The sequence below is a fragment of the Aquimarina algiphila genome (assembly GCF_007489275.1).
Lineage (GTDB): Bacteria > Bacteroidota > Bacteroidia > Flavobacteriales > Flavobacteriaceae > Aquimarina > Aquimarina algiphila.
The window spans coordinates 92,641-111,035 of record NZ_VLNR01000006.1 but is presented as its reverse complement, the minus strand read 5'-3'; the positions used below and the strand labels follow the sequence as shown (position 1 = coordinate 111,035).

Annotated in this window: 12 protein-coding genes; 11 read left to right on the top strand and 1 reads right to left on the bottom strand. The window is 33.9% G+C overall.

Annotated features, from left to right (window positions below; translation table 11 throughout):
* The first annotated feature begins 64 nt into the window (after positions 1 to 64).
* The 6 genes from FOF46_RS04500 to FOF46_RS04475 all read left to right on the top strand — a co-directional run bounded on the left by FOF46_RS04500 (position 65) and on the right by FOF46_RS04475 (position 12,636).
* Positions 65 to 2,344 (top strand): cellulase family glycosylhydrolase, encoded by a 2,280-nt coding sequence (locus tag FOF46_RS04500; RefSeq protein ID WP_109434511.1) that lies wholly within the window; start codon positions 65 to 67, stop codon positions 2,342 to 2,344.
* A gap of 165 nt (positions 2,345 to 2,509) precedes the next feature.
* Positions 2,510 to 4,813, top strand: a complete 2,304-nt coding sequence (locus FOF46_RS04495; protein WP_143915600.1) for a glycoside hydrolase family 19 protein — start codon at positions 2,510 to 2,512, stop codon at positions 4,811 to 4,813.
* Positions 4,814 to 4,852: 39 nt separating this feature from the next.
* Positions 4,853 to 7,534 carry an Ig-like domain-containing protein gene (locus FOF46_RS04490; RefSeq protein ID WP_143915599.1) on the top strand — a complete coding sequence of 894 codons (2,682 nt, stop codon included), beginning with the start codon at positions 4,853 to 4,855 and terminating at the stop codon, positions 7,532 to 7,534.
* Between the two features lie 93 nt (positions 7,535 to 7,627).
* Entirely contained in the window at positions 7,628 to 9,355 is a 1,728-nt protein-coding gene (locus FOF46_RS04485) for a carbohydrate-binding protein (RefSeq protein WP_143915598.1), read from the top strand.
* A gap of 4 nt (positions 9,356 to 9,359) precedes the next feature.
* The gene (locus FOF46_RS04480; RefSeq protein ID WP_143915597.1) at positions 9,360 to 11,555 is read left to right on the top strand and encodes a beta-1,3-glucanase family protein; all 2,196 of its coding nucleotides are present in this window, start codon (positions 9,360 to 9,362) and stop codon (positions 11,553 to 11,555) included.
* Between the two features lie 49 nt (positions 11,556 to 11,604).
* Complete coding sequence (locus FOF46_RS04475) at positions 11,605 to 12,636, top strand: M12 family metallopeptidase (RefSeq protein WP_143915596.1); 1,032 nt, start codon at positions 11,605 to 11,607, stop codon at positions 12,634 to 12,636.
* A gap of 117 nt (positions 12,637 to 12,753) precedes the next feature.
* Here FOF46_RS04475 and FOF46_RS04470 read toward each other — a convergent pair whose 3' ends face one another.
* Entirely contained in the window at positions 12,754 to 13,203 is a 450-nt protein-coding gene (locus tag FOF46_RS04470; RefSeq protein ID WP_143915595.1) for a hypothetical protein, read from the bottom strand.
* A 503-nt stretch (positions 13,204 to 13,706) separates the two neighbouring features.
* Between FOF46_RS04470 and FOF46_RS04465 the strand changes: the two genes are divergently transcribed.
* From FOF46_RS04465 to FOF46_RS04445, 5 genes are all read left to right on the top strand, one after another.
* Positions 13,707 to 14,471, top strand: coding sequence for a hypothetical protein (locus tag FOF46_RS04465; RefSeq protein WP_143915594.1), 765 nt, complete (start codon positions 13,707 to 13,709; stop codon positions 14,469 to 14,471).
* A gap of 212 nt (positions 14,472 to 14,683) precedes the next feature.
* Positions 14,684 to 15,472, top strand: a complete 789-nt coding sequence (locus FOF46_RS04460; protein WP_109434519.1) for a toxin-antitoxin system YwqK family antitoxin — start codon at positions 14,684 to 14,686, stop codon at positions 15,470 to 15,472.
* A gap of 114 nt (positions 15,473 to 15,586) precedes the next feature.
* Positions 15,587 to 16,612 carry a hypothetical protein gene (locus FOF46_RS04455; protein ID WP_143915593.1) on the top strand — a complete coding sequence of 342 codons (1,026 nt, stop codon included), beginning with the start codon at positions 15,587 to 15,589 and terminating at the stop codon, positions 16,610 to 16,612.
* 152 nt (positions 16,613 to 16,764) lie between these two features.
* Positions 16,765 to 17,562 carry a DUF3050 domain-containing protein gene (locus FOF46_RS04450; RefSeq protein ID WP_109434521.1) on the top strand — a complete coding sequence of 266 codons (798 nt, stop codon included), beginning with the start codon at positions 16,765 to 16,767 and terminating at the stop codon, positions 17,560 to 17,562.
* Between the two features lie 81 nt (positions 17,563 to 17,643).
* The gene (locus tag FOF46_RS04445) at positions 17,644 to 18,345 is read left to right on the top strand and encodes a hypothetical protein (RefSeq protein WP_143915592.1); all 702 of its coding nucleotides are present in this window, start codon (positions 17,644 to 17,646) and stop codon (positions 18,343 to 18,345) included.
* The last annotated feature ends 50 nt before the right edge of the window (positions 18,346 to 18,395 follow it).

The window sequence follows — 18,395 nt, the reverse complement described above, 5'->3', positions numbered from 1 at the left end:
AGATACCCTATTCTAATATCTTTTATGATATAGAAATCTATACTACTTTCTTAAAACCTAATGTATGAAAACACAATATATACGAACAAGGTATTTCGTTTTAATTCTATCTTTTTTCTGGACACTTATTAGTTTTACAACTATAGCGCAAGAAACTCCTGTTGCTCAAAATGGTCAGCTCAAAGTATGCGGAACACAACTTTGTAATCAATATAATAAACCAATTCAACTTAGAGGAATGAGTACTCATGGCATACAATGGTATGGGTGGGGAAATTGTTTAACAGAATCTTCACTAGATGCCCTAGCCTATGATTGGGATGCTGATATCCTTCGAATCTCCTTATATGTACAAGAAGGAGGATATGAAACTGATCCCGTAGGATTTACCAATCAGGTAAATCGATTAATTGAAGAAGCTACAGCAAGAGGAATGTATGCGTTAGTAGATTGGCATCAATTAAATCCGGGAGATCCAAATTATAACTTAGAAAATGCGAAACGTTTTTTTACCGATATCGCTAATCAACATAAAAATAAAAATAATATCATTTATGACGTTTGTAATGAACCCAATGGTTCTGGAGTTACCTGGAATCGTATAAAAACCTATGCAGACCAGATTATACCTGTTATTCAATCGATTGATAATGATGCCGTAGTCCTTGTGGGTACTCATGGGTGGTCAACTTTTGGTGTATCGGGACAGGGGAATTTGCAAGATGTTATTAATAATCCATTACAGTTTGATAATGTGATGTATACTTTTCATTTTTATGCTAAGAGTCATGGAGAAGTGTATTTAAACAGATTAGATGAAGCGTCTAGTCAATTGCCTGTTTTTGTAACTGAGTTTGGTAGTCAGGAGGCTAGTGGTGATGGACCAAATGATTTTGTAATGACGCAACGATTTATCGATCTGATGCAACAAAAAAAGATTAGTTGGACAAGTTGGAATTATTCTGATGATTTTAGAACTGGCGCAGTTTGGCAATCCGGAACTTGTTCTGGTGGACCTTGGACTACTGATAGGCTTAAATCAGCAGGAAGCTGGATCCGAGATAAAATTAAATTTCCAGCAGATAATTTTCCTGGAAATGGAGGAAATGATACACAATCCCCTTATGCTGGTACTCCAAGAAATATTCCTGGTAAGATCGAAGCCGAAAACTATGATCTTGGGGGGCAAAATATAGCATTTAATGAACTTTCTGACAGTAATGAAGGAGGTGAGTATCGTAATGATGCTGTAGATATTGAAGTTTGTTCTGAAGGAGGATATAATATTGGTTGGATAAAAACTGGAGAATGGCTTGAATATACTGTAAATGTAGAAACCGCAAAAACATATACATTAGAATCCAGAGTTGCAGCAATTTCTTCTGGAAGAAAATTTCATATAGAAGTTGATGAACAAAATAGCAGCGGTCAGATTGATGTCCCTAATACTGGTGGATGGCAAAATTGGCAAACTGTAACAACTTCTGTAACATTAAATAAAGGAGTACAAGTAATTCGAGTCGTTATGGATAGTGATGATTTTAATCTGAATTATTTGATATTTAAAAATGAAGAAAATCCGTCGAATCAATCTCCAACAGTAGTAATTACATCTCCACAACAGGGAACTTCTTATACTGCCGGGCAGACATTAAACATATCAGCCAATGCAAATGACATAGATGGAAATGTTACCAAAGTAGAGTTTTTTGTGGATAATACTAAAATTTCTGAAGATATATCTTCACCATACACAACAGATTGGACTGCTATAACAGGTAACCATACAATTCGAGCCGTTGCCATTGATAACGATGATGCTATAACTTCTTCAACAGTGGATGTTATAGTACAAACGAATACAGGTGGAGGAAGCTGTGATGTGGATATATATTCACAAAACGGAAATTATGCTGCAGGAAATCAGGTGCAAAACAATGGGAGCATCTATGAATGTAAACCCTGGCCATTTTCTGGATGGTGTAGTGGAAATTCAAGTGCATATGCTCCAGGTACAGGAACCCATTGGGAAGATGCCTGGATAATCATAGGTGACTGTACCGCCAGGACGGCACAACAAGAAACTTATTTTACGTTGACAAGAAACTATCCAAACCCTTTTGATGAGGTAACGAATTTTCGATTAGAATTAACAAAATCAAGCACTGTAGCGTTTACTATATATAGTCATATAGGAAATGTAGTAAAGACCCAATCGGGAATAAAAATGAAAGCAGGAATACACGATATACCAATAAACTTTTCGGGCCTTAAAGAAGGAATGTATTTCTGTAAAATTTTAATAGATGGAAAAGAAATGATCCACAAAGTGATAAAAGAATAGCTTAATTAATTGTAATACAATCTTGGTATTTCAAAATACTCACTCTTGTTACATAGAACAGGGTCGAGATACATTATAATTCAATGTTGATTTCTTGACTCTGTTTTATGTGATATAAAAGAGTTGTTATGTAATTCATCCTAAAACACATTAAAACACACGATAATGAAAAAACATACTTTTATAAGATTAATGTTTTTAGTAGTGCTATGCTTCTTTTCGTTTCAAATACAGGCACAGACTGGGAGTTGTGTCAGTCCCCAGTATCAAGACGGAACAGCATATCAAACTGGAGACGAAGTACAAAATTTTGGTAAGCAATACCGTTGTAAAGTAGGAGGATGGTGTTCTCTCGGAGGACCATATGCCCCAGGAGGGACTGCAGAATGGGCGTGGCCAAGTGCTTGGGAGGTATTAGGTACATGTGATGGAGGAAATAGTAATCAATCCCCTATGGTGAAAATTAATTCGCCAGTCAGTGAAGATCAGTTTCAATCTGGAGAGGTAGTAATTATTGAAGCAGAGGCTACAGATCAGGATGGGAATGTGATAAGCGTTACTTTTTTTATGAATGGAGTTGAAATTGGTGTGGATACCAGTGCACCATTCGAGTTTAGGTTTTCTCCGATGGATGGAAATCATATTATTACGGCAGTGGCAAAAGATAATCTAGGAGCAACCACACAATCTAAAGAGGTTGATATTAAGGTAACTCCACCATCAGGAGGAGACTGTAGTAGTTCACCATATGTAAATGGAACATCCTATGTGACTGGTGATGAGGTTCAGAATTTTGGAAAGAGGTATCGTTGTAAAGTTGGAGGTTGGTGTTCTGCAGGAGGCGCATATACTCCTGGTGGTTCTGCAGAATGGGCATGGCCATTGGCATGGGAAGAGTTAGGTCCTTGTACAGGAGGTAATACACCACCAGAAGTTACAGTGCTAACACCTTCTATTGTCTATACAGGGGCTTTACCAGTAACAGTACCCTTTCGAGTTCGCGCAATAGATGCTGATGGTATTGAGCTACCTGTTATTGTAAATGTACCAGAGGGATCATTCCCTTTAGACCCAAAAGATGATGATATTTATGAAAGAGATTGGTCTTTTTCAGATTATAAAACATATACATTCACGGGATATGCTAGAGATAATAGAGAGGGTGTAACAAATTTTTCGATTGAAATTACCATAAAAGAACATATAAGTGGAGGAGATGCTATACTTTCAGAAGCACAATACAATGAGTTCTTCCCATATCGATTTGGAACGGATTTAGATACATTTGAACTAGATCCTGCTAAAGATTTCTATACATATCAAGCGTTTATAGATGCAATTGCCAGAATGTCAAATATTGAAATAACTTTCGAAAGACGTAAAGGAACAAATTTATACCGTCTTACTAGAAAAGATAAGCAAACCAATCAATCATCAGTGATTCGTATTGATCAGGATTTTAATGCTGATTGGAATCAATCCAAACCTATAATAACCCAAGTGGTTGATTATGGAACTTTTGCTAATGAAGGAAACGAAACGATCCGTAAACGTGAGCTGGCAGCTTTTCTGGCTAATATAGCTCAAGAAACTACAGGAGGTTGGGATACTGCTCCTGGAGGAAGATATTCCTGGGGATTGTATTTTAGAGAAGAACAAGGATATGAAGGGACTGATAGGATAGGGTATAGAGACGAAAATAATATTAACTATCCTCCCGCACCTGGCAAATCCTATCATGGAAGAGGACCAATCCAACTTAGTTACAATTATAATTATGGACAAGTAAGTGAATTCTTGTTTGGAGATAAAAATATACTTATAAATAATCCAGAACAAGTTGTGCAAGATGGAGCATTAGCTTTTCAGACAGCGATATGGTTCTGGATGACGCCACAATATCCAAAACCTTCTGCACATGATGTAATGGTCGGTAATTGGACTCCTACAGTATATGATCAGGAACGTAATAGAAAACCAGGTTTAGGGATGACAATTAACATTATTAACGGCGGTATAGAGTGTGGATCAGGAACAGAATTCATTAAAGTAACTCATAGAATTGGTCACTATAATCGTTTTACAGGGATTGTTGGAGTAAATAATGACCTGGATACTACCAATGATTGTTCAGAATGTGGTTGCGCACAAATGACACCTTATACTACTCTCGAACCAGAATCGAGAACTGCTACTACCCAAACTTTAGCACTAACCAAAATGAATATCTATCCTAATCCATTTTTGGATACTGTCTCTTTTAGTTTTGAATTATATCAAAGACAGAATGTTTCTATTCATGTTTCTAGTCTTAATGGAAAACGATTAGATAAAGAAATAAAGAATAAACCTTTACAAAAAGGAACATATACTTTTTCCTGGGATACTTCAAATTACGCTAAAGGAATATACTTCTATTCAGTAACCATGGGTAAGGATACAAAGGTGTTTAAGATGATTAAATTCTAAGAACTAACATAAAACTATAGATCACTAAAAAATAACGTCATGAAAATTTTAAATAACATCCTCACCCAACATAGAATTAGAGTACACCTTATAATTACTATATTTTTTTCATTGGGAGTAGCCAAATATATGTCGGCTTCGGATACTACATATAATAATACAATGGATACAAAGATCATTGCCTGTAGTTCTCCAGCATGGGTAGCAGATAATGTATACATCAAAGGAGATAAAGTTACTTATCAAGGGACAGAGTATGAGGCGTTTCATTGGACTCAGAATCAAAATCCAGCGAGTAATAACTCACAATGGGGGCCATGGGTAGAAGTAGGACCTTGTGATGGAAGTAATATTGTCCCAACGGTGTCTATATCTTCTCCTTTATCTGGAGCTACATTTACAACAGGAAATAGCATAACCATTAGCGCTGATGCTTTAGATACTGATGGTACAATTACTAAGGTTGAATTTTTAGTTGATGGCATCGTATTATCAGAAGATACCTCTGTACCGTATATAACAGATTGGATTGCAACATCAGGAAACCATACGCTCACTGCACGTGCAACAGATAATGATAATGCAGTAACGGTTTCATCTGATATTGTTATTACAGTAAGTATAGAGACAGGGAATCAAATGCCTATAGTTGCTATTGTAAGTCCAGCAAATAATTCATCATTTACCACAGGAGAAAATGTAGGTATTACAGCAGATGCAAGTGATGCAGATGGTAGTGTCAGTAAAATAGTATTTTATGTTGATGGAAATATGATTAACGAAGATACATCATCTCCATATACAATAAATTGGACAGCAACCGAAGGTACCCATAGTTTGGTAGCTATAGCAACCGATAATGAAGGCGCTAGTAGTACATCTTCGGAAATAAATATAACCGTACAATCAGATACCGGAGGAGGAAGCTGCAATGAAGCACAATATGTTGAAGATGGAGGATATGTGGCTGGAAGCAAGGTGCAAAATGATGGTAATATCTATGAGTGTAAACCTTGGCCATTTACAGGATGGTGTAATGGTGGAGCTTCGGCATACGCTCCCGGCAGTGGAACCAATTGGGAAGATGCTTGGGTATTGGTTGGAGAATGTGGTTCTGGTGGAGGGGATGGAGAGCCTACTGTATCAATTACTTCGCCATCTACAGGACAATCATTTATAGAAGGTAACTCGATTACGATTAGTGCTAATGCTTCAGATGATAACGGAACAATAACCAAGGTAGAATTCTTTAGTAATGGAATCAAATTAGGAGAAGATACTACTAGCCCATATAATTTTGATTGGAGTGGCCTTTCGATAGGAAATTACTCATTAACAACAATAGCTACAGATAATGATAATTTGTCAACTACATCAAGTGCTGTTAATATACGTGTTATCACTTCAGGTGGTGGAGGTGGGCCACTACCAGAAAGAGTATTAAATGGATATTGGCATAATTTTCAGAATGGTTCGGGGTTGATAAAATTACGTGATGTTTCCTCTAATTGGGATATTATTAATGTTTCTTTCGCAGAACCAAAAATATCCTCAACAGACGGTGAATTAGGCTTTGAACTAGCTCCAGAATTTAGCACGATCAATTATACTGAGAGTGATTTTAAATCAGATATCCAATACTTAAAAGGAATAGGTAAAAAAGTAATTATTTCTATTGGAGGAGCAGAGGGGCAAGTGAGATTAAATACTATTTCTGCCAGAGATAAATTTATAACTTCTATGATCTCTATTATCGAAGAGTATGACTTTGATGGTATGGATATTGATTTTGAAGGACAATCACTATCTCTTGACCTTGGTGATACCGATTTTAAAAACCCTACAACTCCTGTCTTAGTAAATACTATCAATGCAGTAGAAAGTGTATATAATCATTTTGGGAATGATTTTATACTCACTATGGCTCCTGAAACATTTTTTGTTCAACTGGGGTATTCATTTTATGGTGGAATTTCGCAAGGAGCTGATCGTCGCGCTGGAGCATATTTACCTTTAATCCATGCATTACGAGATAAATTAACCTTTTTACAAGTCCAGTATTACAATTCAGGGTCAATAACAGCATTAGATGATAGTTTTTATAGTATGGGTAATGCAGATTTTTATGTTGCTCTCGTAGATATGTTATTAAAAGGATTTCCGATAACAAAAGATTCAAGTAAATTTTTCCCAGCACTTCGCCCAGACCAAATTTTAATAGGAGTACCGGCTACAGTTAATGCAGGAGGAGGGTTTACAGGGTCTCAAGGAGTCATTGATGCACTGGACTATCTGATCAATGGTAATTCTTTTGGTGGTCAATATTCATTATCACAAAACTATCCAGGTCTTAGAGGAGTAATGAGTTGGTCGATTAACTGGGATCAATTTGGAGGGTTTGCCTTTTCAAACCCTGTACGAACTTATTTAGATGGATTAGGATCACGTGAAATAACTACATCTGTACAATCTAAAGTTCTTTTATATCCAAACCCATTACAGGATCGACTACAAATGCAATTAGATACAGAAACCTCTGTTGGATATACCCTAGAATTGTATAACCATATAGGGATAAAAGTATTTGAATATACAGGATTGCAACCCAATAAGAAGGCTTCATCTCCAATACCAGGAGTAAATGTATTAGAACCTGGAGTGTATATCTATAAGATCAAAGTAGCTGATCAAAACTATTCTGGAAGAATCATAAAAGAATAACCATAACTATATTTTTATGATAAGAAGGATATAATTATTGTCCAGTTTTATCAAACACAAATCACTAAATATTAACCTAACTAAAATTTTAAAATGAAAACAATCAAAACATTACTCTTTTTAACCTTTTTTGTAATGGCAACTTCTGTGGTAGTTGCTCAAAACTGGAACTTGGTCTGGCAGGATGAGTTTACTAACGGAATAAGCCCTGACTGGGTTTTTGAAACCGGAAGAGGATCCTCTGGATGGGGAAATAACGAATTACAGTATTACCGTCGCGAGAATGCCAGTGTAGAAAATGGACAGTTAATTATTACGGCTAAAAAAGAAAATTTTGGCGGAGCTAATTATACTTCTGCACGTATGAAAACTCAAGGTAGAAGAAATTTTAAATATGGTAAAATAGAAGCAAGAATAGCTTTGCCGATGGGACAAGGGCTCTGGCCTGCATTCTGGATGTTGGGAAGTAATATTTCTTCAGTAGGTTGGCCGGCATGTGGAGAAATTGATGTTCTTGAGCATATTAATAACTCACCAGATATTCATGGAACTATTCACTGGCAGGATGGTAATGGTAATTATGCCTATTACGGAGGACATACAGCAGTTAATGTTACAAATTATCATTTGTATTCAGTAGAATGGAATGAGAATAATATCAAATGGTTTGTTGATGGAAATCAATATCATGAAGTTGATATTACTAATGGCGTAAACGGGACCAGTGAGTTTCATAATGAGTATTTTTTATTACTCAATATGGCAGTAGGAGGTAACTGGCCAGGGTTTTCTGTTGATGATAGTAAAATACCGGCACGTATGGCTGTAGATTATGTAAGAGTATATCAAGCTGGTAGTAATCCTCCAACTACAGGAGTAGCTACTATGTACCAACATTGTTCTTATGGTGGATATGGTATTGATTTAGGAGAAGGTACATATACAAGAGGTCAATTAATTGGATTAGGTATTGGAGATGATGATATCTCTTCAGTAAAAGTACAATCAGGATATCAGGCTACACTTTATTTTGATGATAACTTTACAGGAACTTCAATTATAAAAACAGGAGATACCAGTTGTTTGGTTAACGATGGATTTAATGACCAAGTTACCTCTATCATAATTTCCAAAACAGGGAATAATGGATCTAGTCAAACAATTGAAGCAGAAAATCACACTTCTATGTCAGGTATTCAGAATGAAAACTGTTCTGAAGGAGGGCAAAATGTTGGATATATCGATACCGGAGATTGGATGGCATATGCAAATATTAATTTTCCTTCTTCTGGGAATTATCGTATAGAATACCGAGTTGCAAGTGCGGTTGGAGGCGGTACATTATCTGCTGATATAAATGCTGGAGCTACGGTTCTTGGACAAGTGAATATACCAAATACAGGAGGATGGCAAAACTGGACGACAATATCTCATAACGTTACTATAAACGCAGGAACTTACCCTTTTGGTTTATATGCGGCCTCTGGGGGTTGGAATATTAACTGGATAAAAATAATAGGACTATCCGATGTGAAATTTGCTGATTCGACGTTGGTTGAGAATAAAGAAAACAATGGTGAAGTAAGGAATACAGATACCATGACATTATATCCAAACCCTTTTAAAAACTCACTTCAATTTAAGTTTGAAGGAGAAAATGTCAGGGTTACTGTGTTCGATGCTTTTGGCCATAGAATACTACATTCTATAACAGTAGAGCCAGGAAGATCTATTGATCTTTCTCATCTTAAGAAAGGACTATACTTAGTTAGTATAGAAAAAAATGGAAGCACAGAAACAAAACGTGTAATTAAAGAATAATATCATGAATTTTAGATATAACAATAGTATGAAAGTTAAAAATAGAGCTACTCATATATTTTGTCTTGGACTATTATTCTTATTAGGGATAGTAGCTCAAGCACAAACATTACCATATGAAATCACCAATAATTCAATATATCCGGATAATGAGATATTTGTTGCTATAGTGGGAATTACCGATGGGCATGTTTGGATAGATCCCGTGACAGGTGCAGTGAATCGAATGGACAGTACTTATAATACAGTTCAAGGCCCTGTAATTGATGGTAATCAGGGACCAGGAGAGAATGGTAAATATGCCAATTGTTTTCGTAGACTCAGCGATATTCCTAATAAAACGGTTCAGATTCCTAAAATAGCAGGATGTAGAATTATGGTTTCTTTTAAAAGTCAACTGTATCTCTACTTTTTTGGCCATTCAGGTGCTCCAAGTGGGTATTCTGCTCCAAATCTGACAAACCCAACAGATCCCAATCAGGGTATAAAATTTGAATTGATTGAATTAACTTTCAATGATATTGGCCTTTGGTGTAATACATCAAGAGTTGATTCGTATCAATACCCTATGGGTCTCGAGGTCTGGGGAGATGACTTTTACAAAAAAGTAGGTGAGTTAAAAAAACATGATGATATTTTGGCCCAGTGGCAAGCAACGGTTCCTAATGAATTTAGAAGCTTACTCAATACAGATGAAGGAACGATTCATTTTCCTACCAAAGTCGAAGCATTTCCTAAAAACTTTATGGATGGGTATATAAATGATATTTGGTCTAAGTATGCTAATCAGGAGCTTGTATTTACATCAGATGCCGGTATTTGGAGAGGAAAAGTACAAGGTGGGAATCAATTTGTATTTAATAGAGATAGTGACGGACAGGTTGCAACAATCCCGGGAAAACCAACTACAATAGAAGCAATGGAAGGGAGTGGAGTCATGGCATCAGGACAGCGATGGGATTTGGTAGTACAATCTCAAATGGTTGCAGCAATTACAAGACACGCTATAGATTTAAACGTACCTTCAGGAGTGTTACAAAATTTTGGAGATACTTCTAAATATTATCAAACCTGGCCGTATAACTGGTACTCTAAATTCTTCCATCAGACAGATATTAGCTTCGAAAGCCAAACCTATACGTTTGCATATGATGATGTGTATGATCAATCAGCAACAATCCATACTCCAAACCCTAGAAATGTAAAAATCACACTTGGAGGTCTCGAAGGAAATTCAAACCCTAATCCTCCAACTACAGAAGTAGCTACTATGTATCAACATTGTTCCTATGGTGGATATGCAATAGGTTTAGAAGAAGGTACATATACACGAGGTCAATTAATTGGATTAGGTATTGGAGATGATGATATTTCTTCAGTAAAAGTACAATCAGGATATCAAGCTACACTTTACTTTGATGATAACTTTACAGGAACTTCAATTATAAAAACAGGAGATACTAGTTGTCTAGTTAACGATGGATTTAACGATCAGGTTACCTCTATTATTATTTCAAAAATAAATGGTGGTGAATCTAGTCAAACAATTGAAGCAGAAAACCATACTTCTATGTTGGGTGTTCAAAACGAAAACTGCTCAGAAGGAGGACAAAATGTTGGGTATATCGATACTGGAGATTGGATGGCATATGCAAATATTAATTTTCCTTCTTCTGGAAATTATCATATAGAATACCGTGTTGCCAGTGCAGTTGGTGGTGGTACATTATCTGCTGATATAAACGCAGGAGCAATAGTTCTGGGTCAAGTGAATATACCAAATACGGGAGGATGGCAAAACTGGACTACAGTATCTCATACTGTTACTATAAATGCGGGAACCTATTCTTTTGGTTTATATGCAGCATCTGGCGGTTGGAATATCAACTGGATTAAAATAACGAAGCAGTCTGATGCACGATCTTTTGATGAAGCTTTAATAGGAAATACTAAAACAATTGAAGAAAAGATATCTCCGCTTATGATATACCCTAATCCTGTAGATGATTTTATGTATATCGCAGGACTTGATTTTGGTGCATTCGAACTCTATGATTTAAACGGAAAAAAACTTTTAGAAGTACAACCAAATGGCGGAAACATAATCAAATCTGATATGAGTTCATTGGCATCTGGTATATATGTTTATAAAGTAAAAGGAGCTAGTCAAACTCATTCTGGAAGGGTCATAAAACAATAGTCATAAACATAATTACTAACTATTAATATCTAACACAAATTCAATTATTATGATTAAAACTCAGATCACAAGATTGTCAATACTAAGTTTGTTATTGACAGCTTGTACAGCAGAACAATTTGATGAAGTCACCACAGCTTCAGAAGAAGTAACAAAAGCCAGTTTGGTAGAAATAGCCTATCCTGAGAACGTAGGGAAAGTAACTGAGATGTATTATGCGGGAGAAAAAATCCAGGTTGAAGAAATTAATGGAGAATACATCTATGAAGGTGATATTGTATTTTCAAAAAACATGTTGTCTATAGCACCGACCAAGTTGGTTTTTGAAGAAGGAGAACAAATTCCTGAACAAAAGAGTGTCGGTAGAACCGGGGGACGGTGGCCCGATAACACAGTATACTATACGGTCGAGAGCGGATTACCCAAACAATATCGCGTATCTGATGCCATTGCACATTGGGAAGCCAATACATCCTTACGATTTGTACAACGAACAAATCAGTCTAACTATATACGCTTTAGAAAGGGATCCGGTTGCTCCTCTAGTGTGGGGATGGTAGGTGGACGCCAGAACATCACCTTGGCAGATGGTTGTTCTACAGGAAATACCATTCATGAAATTGGTCATGCTGTAGGATTATGGCACGAGCAAAGTAGAGCTGATAGAAATCAGGATATTACGATTAATTTTCAAAATATACAAAGCGGTAAGGAGCATAATTTTCAGACTTATGTGCAACGAGGTAGAGATGGAGATGAATATACAAATCGTTTAGATTTTGGATCGATTATGCTATACAGTTCATATGCATTTTCGAAGAATGGAAATCCTACCATTACCAAAAAAGATGGTAGTACTTACAGTACGCAACGTAATGCCTTATCTTCTGGAGATAAGACAGGTATTAATCAAATGTATCCTGGTAATGGTGGAGGAGAAGTATATGAAAATGGAAACTATTATACAATTCATGGAGTAAGAGTCTACAGATACAGCGATGTTTGGTGGTATTGGGATACTAATCAAAATAGATGGAGACGGGTAGAATTAAGAGGTACTACCTGGTATTATATAAGCTAGTTTGATACTAAGTTTAGTGTGTTTTAAAAATCCCGGCCCGTTATAAGGTCGGGATTTTTTAGTTTTACTGCTTGAAGAATAAGATTTAGGGTAGATCAAATGGTTTTATAAAAAAAATCATTGAACTTTATCATAGTTTTCAGACTGTGAATAATGTCCCTCTTTATCTACATCGATTTGTTGATACGAATTGGTGCCCATCACAAGTTCGAATACAAAAACTTGTGTGGTATCGACAATTTTCATCATAGGACCAGAAGCATATTCTAAACGTTCTTCGAGCATGCCGTCTTTGATAGTATACGTACCATAACCGAACCATTCGTTATTATCTTTTGGGTCATAACGAGTCCACATCACTTTTCCTTTGCTGTACATCTTTACCTGGCGATATCCATTCTGATTAAGAACAGTATCAATTATTTGGTTGTGATCATCATATAAGAATTGATGTTTAAGTTCCCAAACACCCTCTAGGTTATAAGGCTCAATTGCGGTAGTTTTATTTTCTTGTGTAATAGCGAAAAAAGAACACATCCCGCACAAAATTAAAATTAAGGTTTTCATGACTGCAGAGATTTAAAAGCTATTCCTCAATAAGTTACGAAAATTTTATGAGATTGATTTGCTTCATAAAAGTTTTAATATTTATTTACAATATTAAATCCAAATACAAACCAAAGAAGTAATTTGGAAATGGTTTTTTCATCCCTACAGAATAGATAGACCTACATGTTTTGGGTCAAAGCAGATGTCATTTATGAACCCTAATAAACTCGGTACAAGAACACTCTAAAAGTATTCTGAGCTTGTTGAAAATTCACTTTTATGATATTCTGTTTTTTATCCACCCCTCTTATATCATAATTGTTTTCGCAATAATGTTTTTGTATTATTTTATTCTATCAGGATGACGATGTGATTTTTATATTCTTGACTTATAGATATATAGTAATATATTTAAGGTTTATGTCACTAGAATTGCTCTAATAAAAGAGGAGAGTTTTAAAACCCATAAGAAAAACAATGTCATCACCTTCTTTTTTATACCTTAGTAAAAATTCAAATTTATGCGCTACTCTAACGAACTTTTCCTTCGTTTCAAAACCGTATTCATAGCATTTATTGGTGTTTTTTCAACTTTAGTTTTATTACGAATCATTTTAAATAATGCCTTTTTAATTGAAAAAATTGTTGAGGTTACGTCTTCTTTAAGCCGTTTAAAAGTATGGTGGATCATTATTTTGTCTGTTATTGTTATACTAACACTATCCAAGCATAAGAGTGTTGGCGGATATTTTACCATTCTTGTTACCATACCTTTAGTAGCAGTTTTGGTAGCTATAACTATATTAAGACGTTCTCAGGACGGAACTGTAATTTCAGAATTCATTAATACAGTATGGTATTTTACTTTATTATTAATGCTTTTATCTTTGGTAATGATTACTATATCAAAAATTAAAACTTTTTTAAAGTATTTTGTTTATATAGTCAGTATCTTATTGATTTTATTCTTCTTTGCAAGATTTATATTTTTTGAAGAAATCTTTTTTAGTAAAGCTAATGATACTGAAAATCAAATAATTGTTGGACGATTTTTACTCCTTCTTCTGTTATTTATTTGGCTTATTATATCAATTAACCCTATAAGTTTGCTTAAACAATCAGAATCAACTAATGGTAAACGAAATGATGTTTCAGAAAGTATGGTAATACTACTTTTAGGCATGTTTTATGTTTCAGTTTACTTCTTTATCTGTAAAGACGTATTAGATTCTGAAACATGCAAAGCGGTCAACTTTGATTGTGTAACAAAGCTTTGGGAATTTTAGATAAATATGATAGACAAAATAATGATACTCCATCGCTTTTGTATTTTTGGAAAAAGAATGCAAAATAATATTAGAGTATAAAAGGCATTAAAAAGATCATTTAGATTACCATTAATGATGATTTGAAAAATGAATAGGAAATATTAATCGTAGTTGAAATAAGATCAAATATAGTATCAGTTAATACAATTTTCATCAGTAAATTTTATAAAATGTATAATTTAAAAAATAAGATTAGTTTGGGGTTTCTTGGTGTTTTAACTTCAACACTTCTATCACAATGCAATATTAATAAAGCAGAGAGTAATAGTAATGAAGTTGGTAATACAAAATCAACTATTGTTAATAATGTAAAAGACTTTAAAGATTATTACCCATCTGGTAATGTCAAAGAAATTGGTCAATTTATTGAAGAAAGAAAAACAGGAAAATGGACTTTATATTATGAAGATGGAGAAATACAATCTATAGAAAATTTCAAAAATGGAAAACGTGACGGATATTATAAAACTGATTATTCTGGTGAACTTTATATGGAAGGTTGGTATAAAGAAGATATAAAAACAGGAGTATGGAAAAGCTATTTCAAAGAAACAAAGACTTTAAAATATTTAAAGCAATATGATGATAAAGGATTAGCAAATGGAGAATGGAAAAATTATTATGATTCTGGAGAAATAGCAAGTATAGAAAACTATTTAAATGGTAAAGCTAATGGGAAACAAACTGAATATTTTAAAAATGGTAAAATACATACAACCGGTGAAAAAGTAAATGGTAAACAAAATGGATTATGGAAATATTATTTTGATAATGGAAATTTAAAGTGTGAAAGAGAATTTAAAGATGGTGTCGATGATGGAAAATATGTAGAGTATTTTAAAAATGGTAAAATTTACAAAACAGGGAAGAAGGTAAATTTTAAAAAAAGCGGGGAATGGAAAATCTATGATGAACAAGGGAATTTGCTTGATACTGTTTTGTATAAAAACGATGATTGAAATTATTCTTAGAGATTAAACGAATTTGTAATCTGTACCGTAAAATAATCACTATCTCTCTGCGAAAATCGTTTTAGTGTTTTCAGATTCATTGAGATAAAGGATATTTATAAAATGAATCTAATAGTAAAAGGGATTGTTTTTTTTATAATTACAACTATTGTAATTAGTTGTGGATATACAAAAACAGAGGATGATAAGTTTCCTGATATGGAGGTGTTTCCAGAAAATTCAAACACTGAAATAGCGATTCAACCTCTCAAAATGAAAATTTATGATATGTATAGCTCTAATAACGCTACACTATACGCTGCTGTTAACTTTTTTTACGATGATGGGTCTACAGGACAGTATATTATGGAGATGGATAACGAATTAAATAGTATCGATTCTATTCCCAGACATGGCTCTTATTTTATTGCAAAAAACGAAAATTTTTATGTTAATGATAAAAATGGAAATGTAATTAAGTATCATGATCTAAAATCTAAACCACAAAAAGTACCCATTCATCCATTTCATGGTCAGTTATATAAGGATGATATAGAGAAAAAACTTAAGGAAAAAGGATCTTATGCATTAAATAAGTTTCCTGATAGTCTGCATTATGATATAAGTCGCAAAATAGATTCTATAAGTTATCATAAATCAGTAGACGAATTTAATAAACAAGTTTTAACAAATCTGGAGTGTGTTAGAGATATCGGAGACTGGTATTTGCTAACATACCCTCAAAATGAATTTATAATAAAAGAAATGCCTACTCTGCTTTGGAAAGAAAATATTGGAAATAGGAAAGAGCCTTATGAACAACTCAATGAATTTGATCAATGTCAGCGGAGAGATAAATTCATAAAAGTTGATAACAAAAGCTTATCGATCAAAGATAAAGCTGTAACAGCAAATGGCAGTTCAGGAGGTAACCATTTTGTGCCTGGAACTTTCTATCCCAAAGGATATCAATATTATGAATTCAATATAAATGATACGACTACTCAATTCAAAATTTTTGCAGAACATGTACTTGCTCAAAAAATAACATCAAGAAACATCCCAAATACAAATATTTATTTACTCGATGTTAAACCAGAAATATATGATTATGATCATCCAACTACTTATATCATAGTTAAAGAATAATTATCTTTAATAAGATTTTAATTAAAAAACAAGATAATTGGATTGTAGTTTTTGATTAGGATTATAATAAATCTTACGGTAGATTCGCTTTACAAAATATAAGAAAACATTAACCTATTGGATATGTACAATTGTTATACGCAAGTTGCAATATGAATAGAATAGAACATATAGAAAATGAAATTTCTGAGTTAAGAAATCAACTAAGAGACCATAAGCTTTACAAAGTATTAAGTGATGTGTCAGACATTAAAGTTTTTATGGAGAATCACATATATGCCGTATGGGATTTTATGTCTCTTTTGAAAGCGCTACAATTACAACTTACAAAAGTAGAAATACCCTGGACCCCAAGAAAAAATGCAACGCTTTCAAGATTTATCAATGAAATTGTCCATGGAGAAGAAAGTGATATTAATGAATTAGGAGAACCCAAAAGTCATTTTGAAATGTACTTAGATGCAATGGCGCAAATTGGAGCAAATACTAAAGAAATCAATACTTTAATTGGATGTATTGACTCTGGACATTCTGTTAATTCGGCATTGAATGAAATTAGTATTGATAAAAGAGTGGCTGATTTTGTGAACTTTTCATTTGCTATTATTGACACCAATAAGTCTCATTTGATTGCCTCGGCATTTACATTTGGTAGAGAAGACGTTATACCAGATATGTTTATCGAAATTTTAAAAAGTGCAGATTCTGAAAATAGACGTTATGACAAACTCACGTATTATCTCGAAAGACATATAGAACTTGATGGGGACGAACATGGTCCTCTCTCTCTTCAAATGATATCAGAATTATGTGGAACCGATGAGGTAAAATGGTCTGAATCACTTACCATAGCAAAACAATCTTTAGAAAAAAGAATTTCATTATGGGATGCAATTTGTGAATTAATAGAAAAAGAAAAACTAGTATGTAATAAGGAATATAGCGCATAGTTAGTATACAGGAATTAGCTATGTCACAACGCAAAAAATTAACTTCATGTTGTTTGATACTCCTAGGGAAAAACTATTCGAATGCGAAAATTTATAGAAATCAATATCCTTTTAATAATGACAGTATTTCTGTTTAGTTCTATGATGAATCTAACAGGACCTTCTTCAATTGCATCAGAAATTAATCCCATTTCGATTAATGAAAATGGAGAGATATTGTGTAAAACTCGTTTCACAAAAAATCAAATGGGTGGGTATAGTCCCATGAGAGTCGAATATGGGTTTTGTATTCTTTCTAAAGATACCATTATTCAATTTAGAGGTAAAGTCCTTGAGGATAATGAAGCATATTATGAACAATTGAAGTATTGGGACGACATATTTAAGTCAGAGATCAATGAGGAACAATTAAATGAACTTAATAAAGAGGTTCTTAAAAATGAATATAACTTTTCTTCATGTAATGCAAATTCATTTAAAGTTGATAAAACAATGCCGATCTCAGAGTTTGAGACCAATAAAAAAATAAATCTCAAAGATAACCGACAAAAAGCATTACATGGAGCTTCTAGTACATCATATTATGATGAAAAGAAAGTTCATTTACTCTACGATTTTGGACATATTCTGCTTCTTAATAATATAAATGATGACAATGATGAAGAAGAACTTAGCTTAGGATCTGATTTTGATTATTATAATCCATGGGTAAATGAAGAGGATAAAGAAGTTAATATAGGATTTGATATAAGTTTGGTTACAGGAGTTTTGATTACTGAATAATTATAACGATAACCTATGTAGCGTCACATTTTATAAGCAAAATTTCACCT

What these genes read in the sequence shown, in the direction of transcription:
- FOF46_RS04470 (WP_143915595.1), bottom strand. Translation starts at nt 13,203, where the DNA reads ATGAAAACCTTAATTTTAATTTTGTGCGGGATGTGTTCTTTTTTCGCT.
- FOF46_RS04490 (WP_143915599.1), top strand. Translation starts at nt 4,853, where the DNA reads ATGAAAATTTTAAATAACATCCTCACCCAACATAGAATTAGAGTACAC.
- FOF46_RS04485 (WP_143915598.1), top strand. Translation starts at nt 7,628, where the DNA reads ATGAAAACAATCAAAACATTACTCTTTTTAACCTTTTTTGTAATGGCA.
- FOF46_RS04455 (WP_143915593.1), top strand. Translation starts at nt 15,587, where the DNA reads ATGAATCTAATAGTAAAAGGGATTGTTTTTTTTATAATTACAACTATT.
- FOF46_RS04465 (WP_143915594.1), top strand. Translation starts at nt 13,707, where the DNA reads ATGCGCTACTCTAACGAACTTTTCCTTCGTTTCAAAACCGTATTCATA.
- FOF46_RS04445 (WP_143915592.1), top strand. Translation starts at nt 17,644, where the DNA reads ATGCGAAAATTTATAGAAATCAATATCCTTTTAATAATGACAGTATTT.
- FOF46_RS04450 (WP_109434521.1), top strand. Translation starts at nt 16,765, where the DNA reads ATGAATAGAATAGAACATATAGAAAATGAAATTTCTGAGTTAAGAAAT.
- FOF46_RS04475 (WP_143915596.1), top strand. Translation starts at nt 11,605, where the DNA reads ATGATTAAAACTCAGATCACAAGATTGTCAATACTAAGTTTGTTATTG.
- FOF46_RS04500 (WP_109434511.1), top strand. Translation starts at nt 65, where the DNA reads ATGAAAACACAATATATACGAACAAGGTATTTCGTTTTAATTCTATCT.
- FOF46_RS04480 (WP_143915597.1), top strand. Translation starts at nt 9,360, where the DNA reads ATGAATTTTAGATATAACAATAGTATGAAAGTTAAAAATAGAGCTACT.
- FOF46_RS04460 (WP_109434519.1), top strand. Translation starts at nt 14,684, where the DNA reads ATGTATAATTTAAAAAATAAGATTAGTTTGGGGTTTCTTGGTGTTTTA.
- FOF46_RS04495 (WP_143915600.1), top strand. Translation starts at nt 2,510, where the DNA reads ATGAAAAAACATACTTTTATAAGATTAATGTTTTTAGTAGTGCTATGC.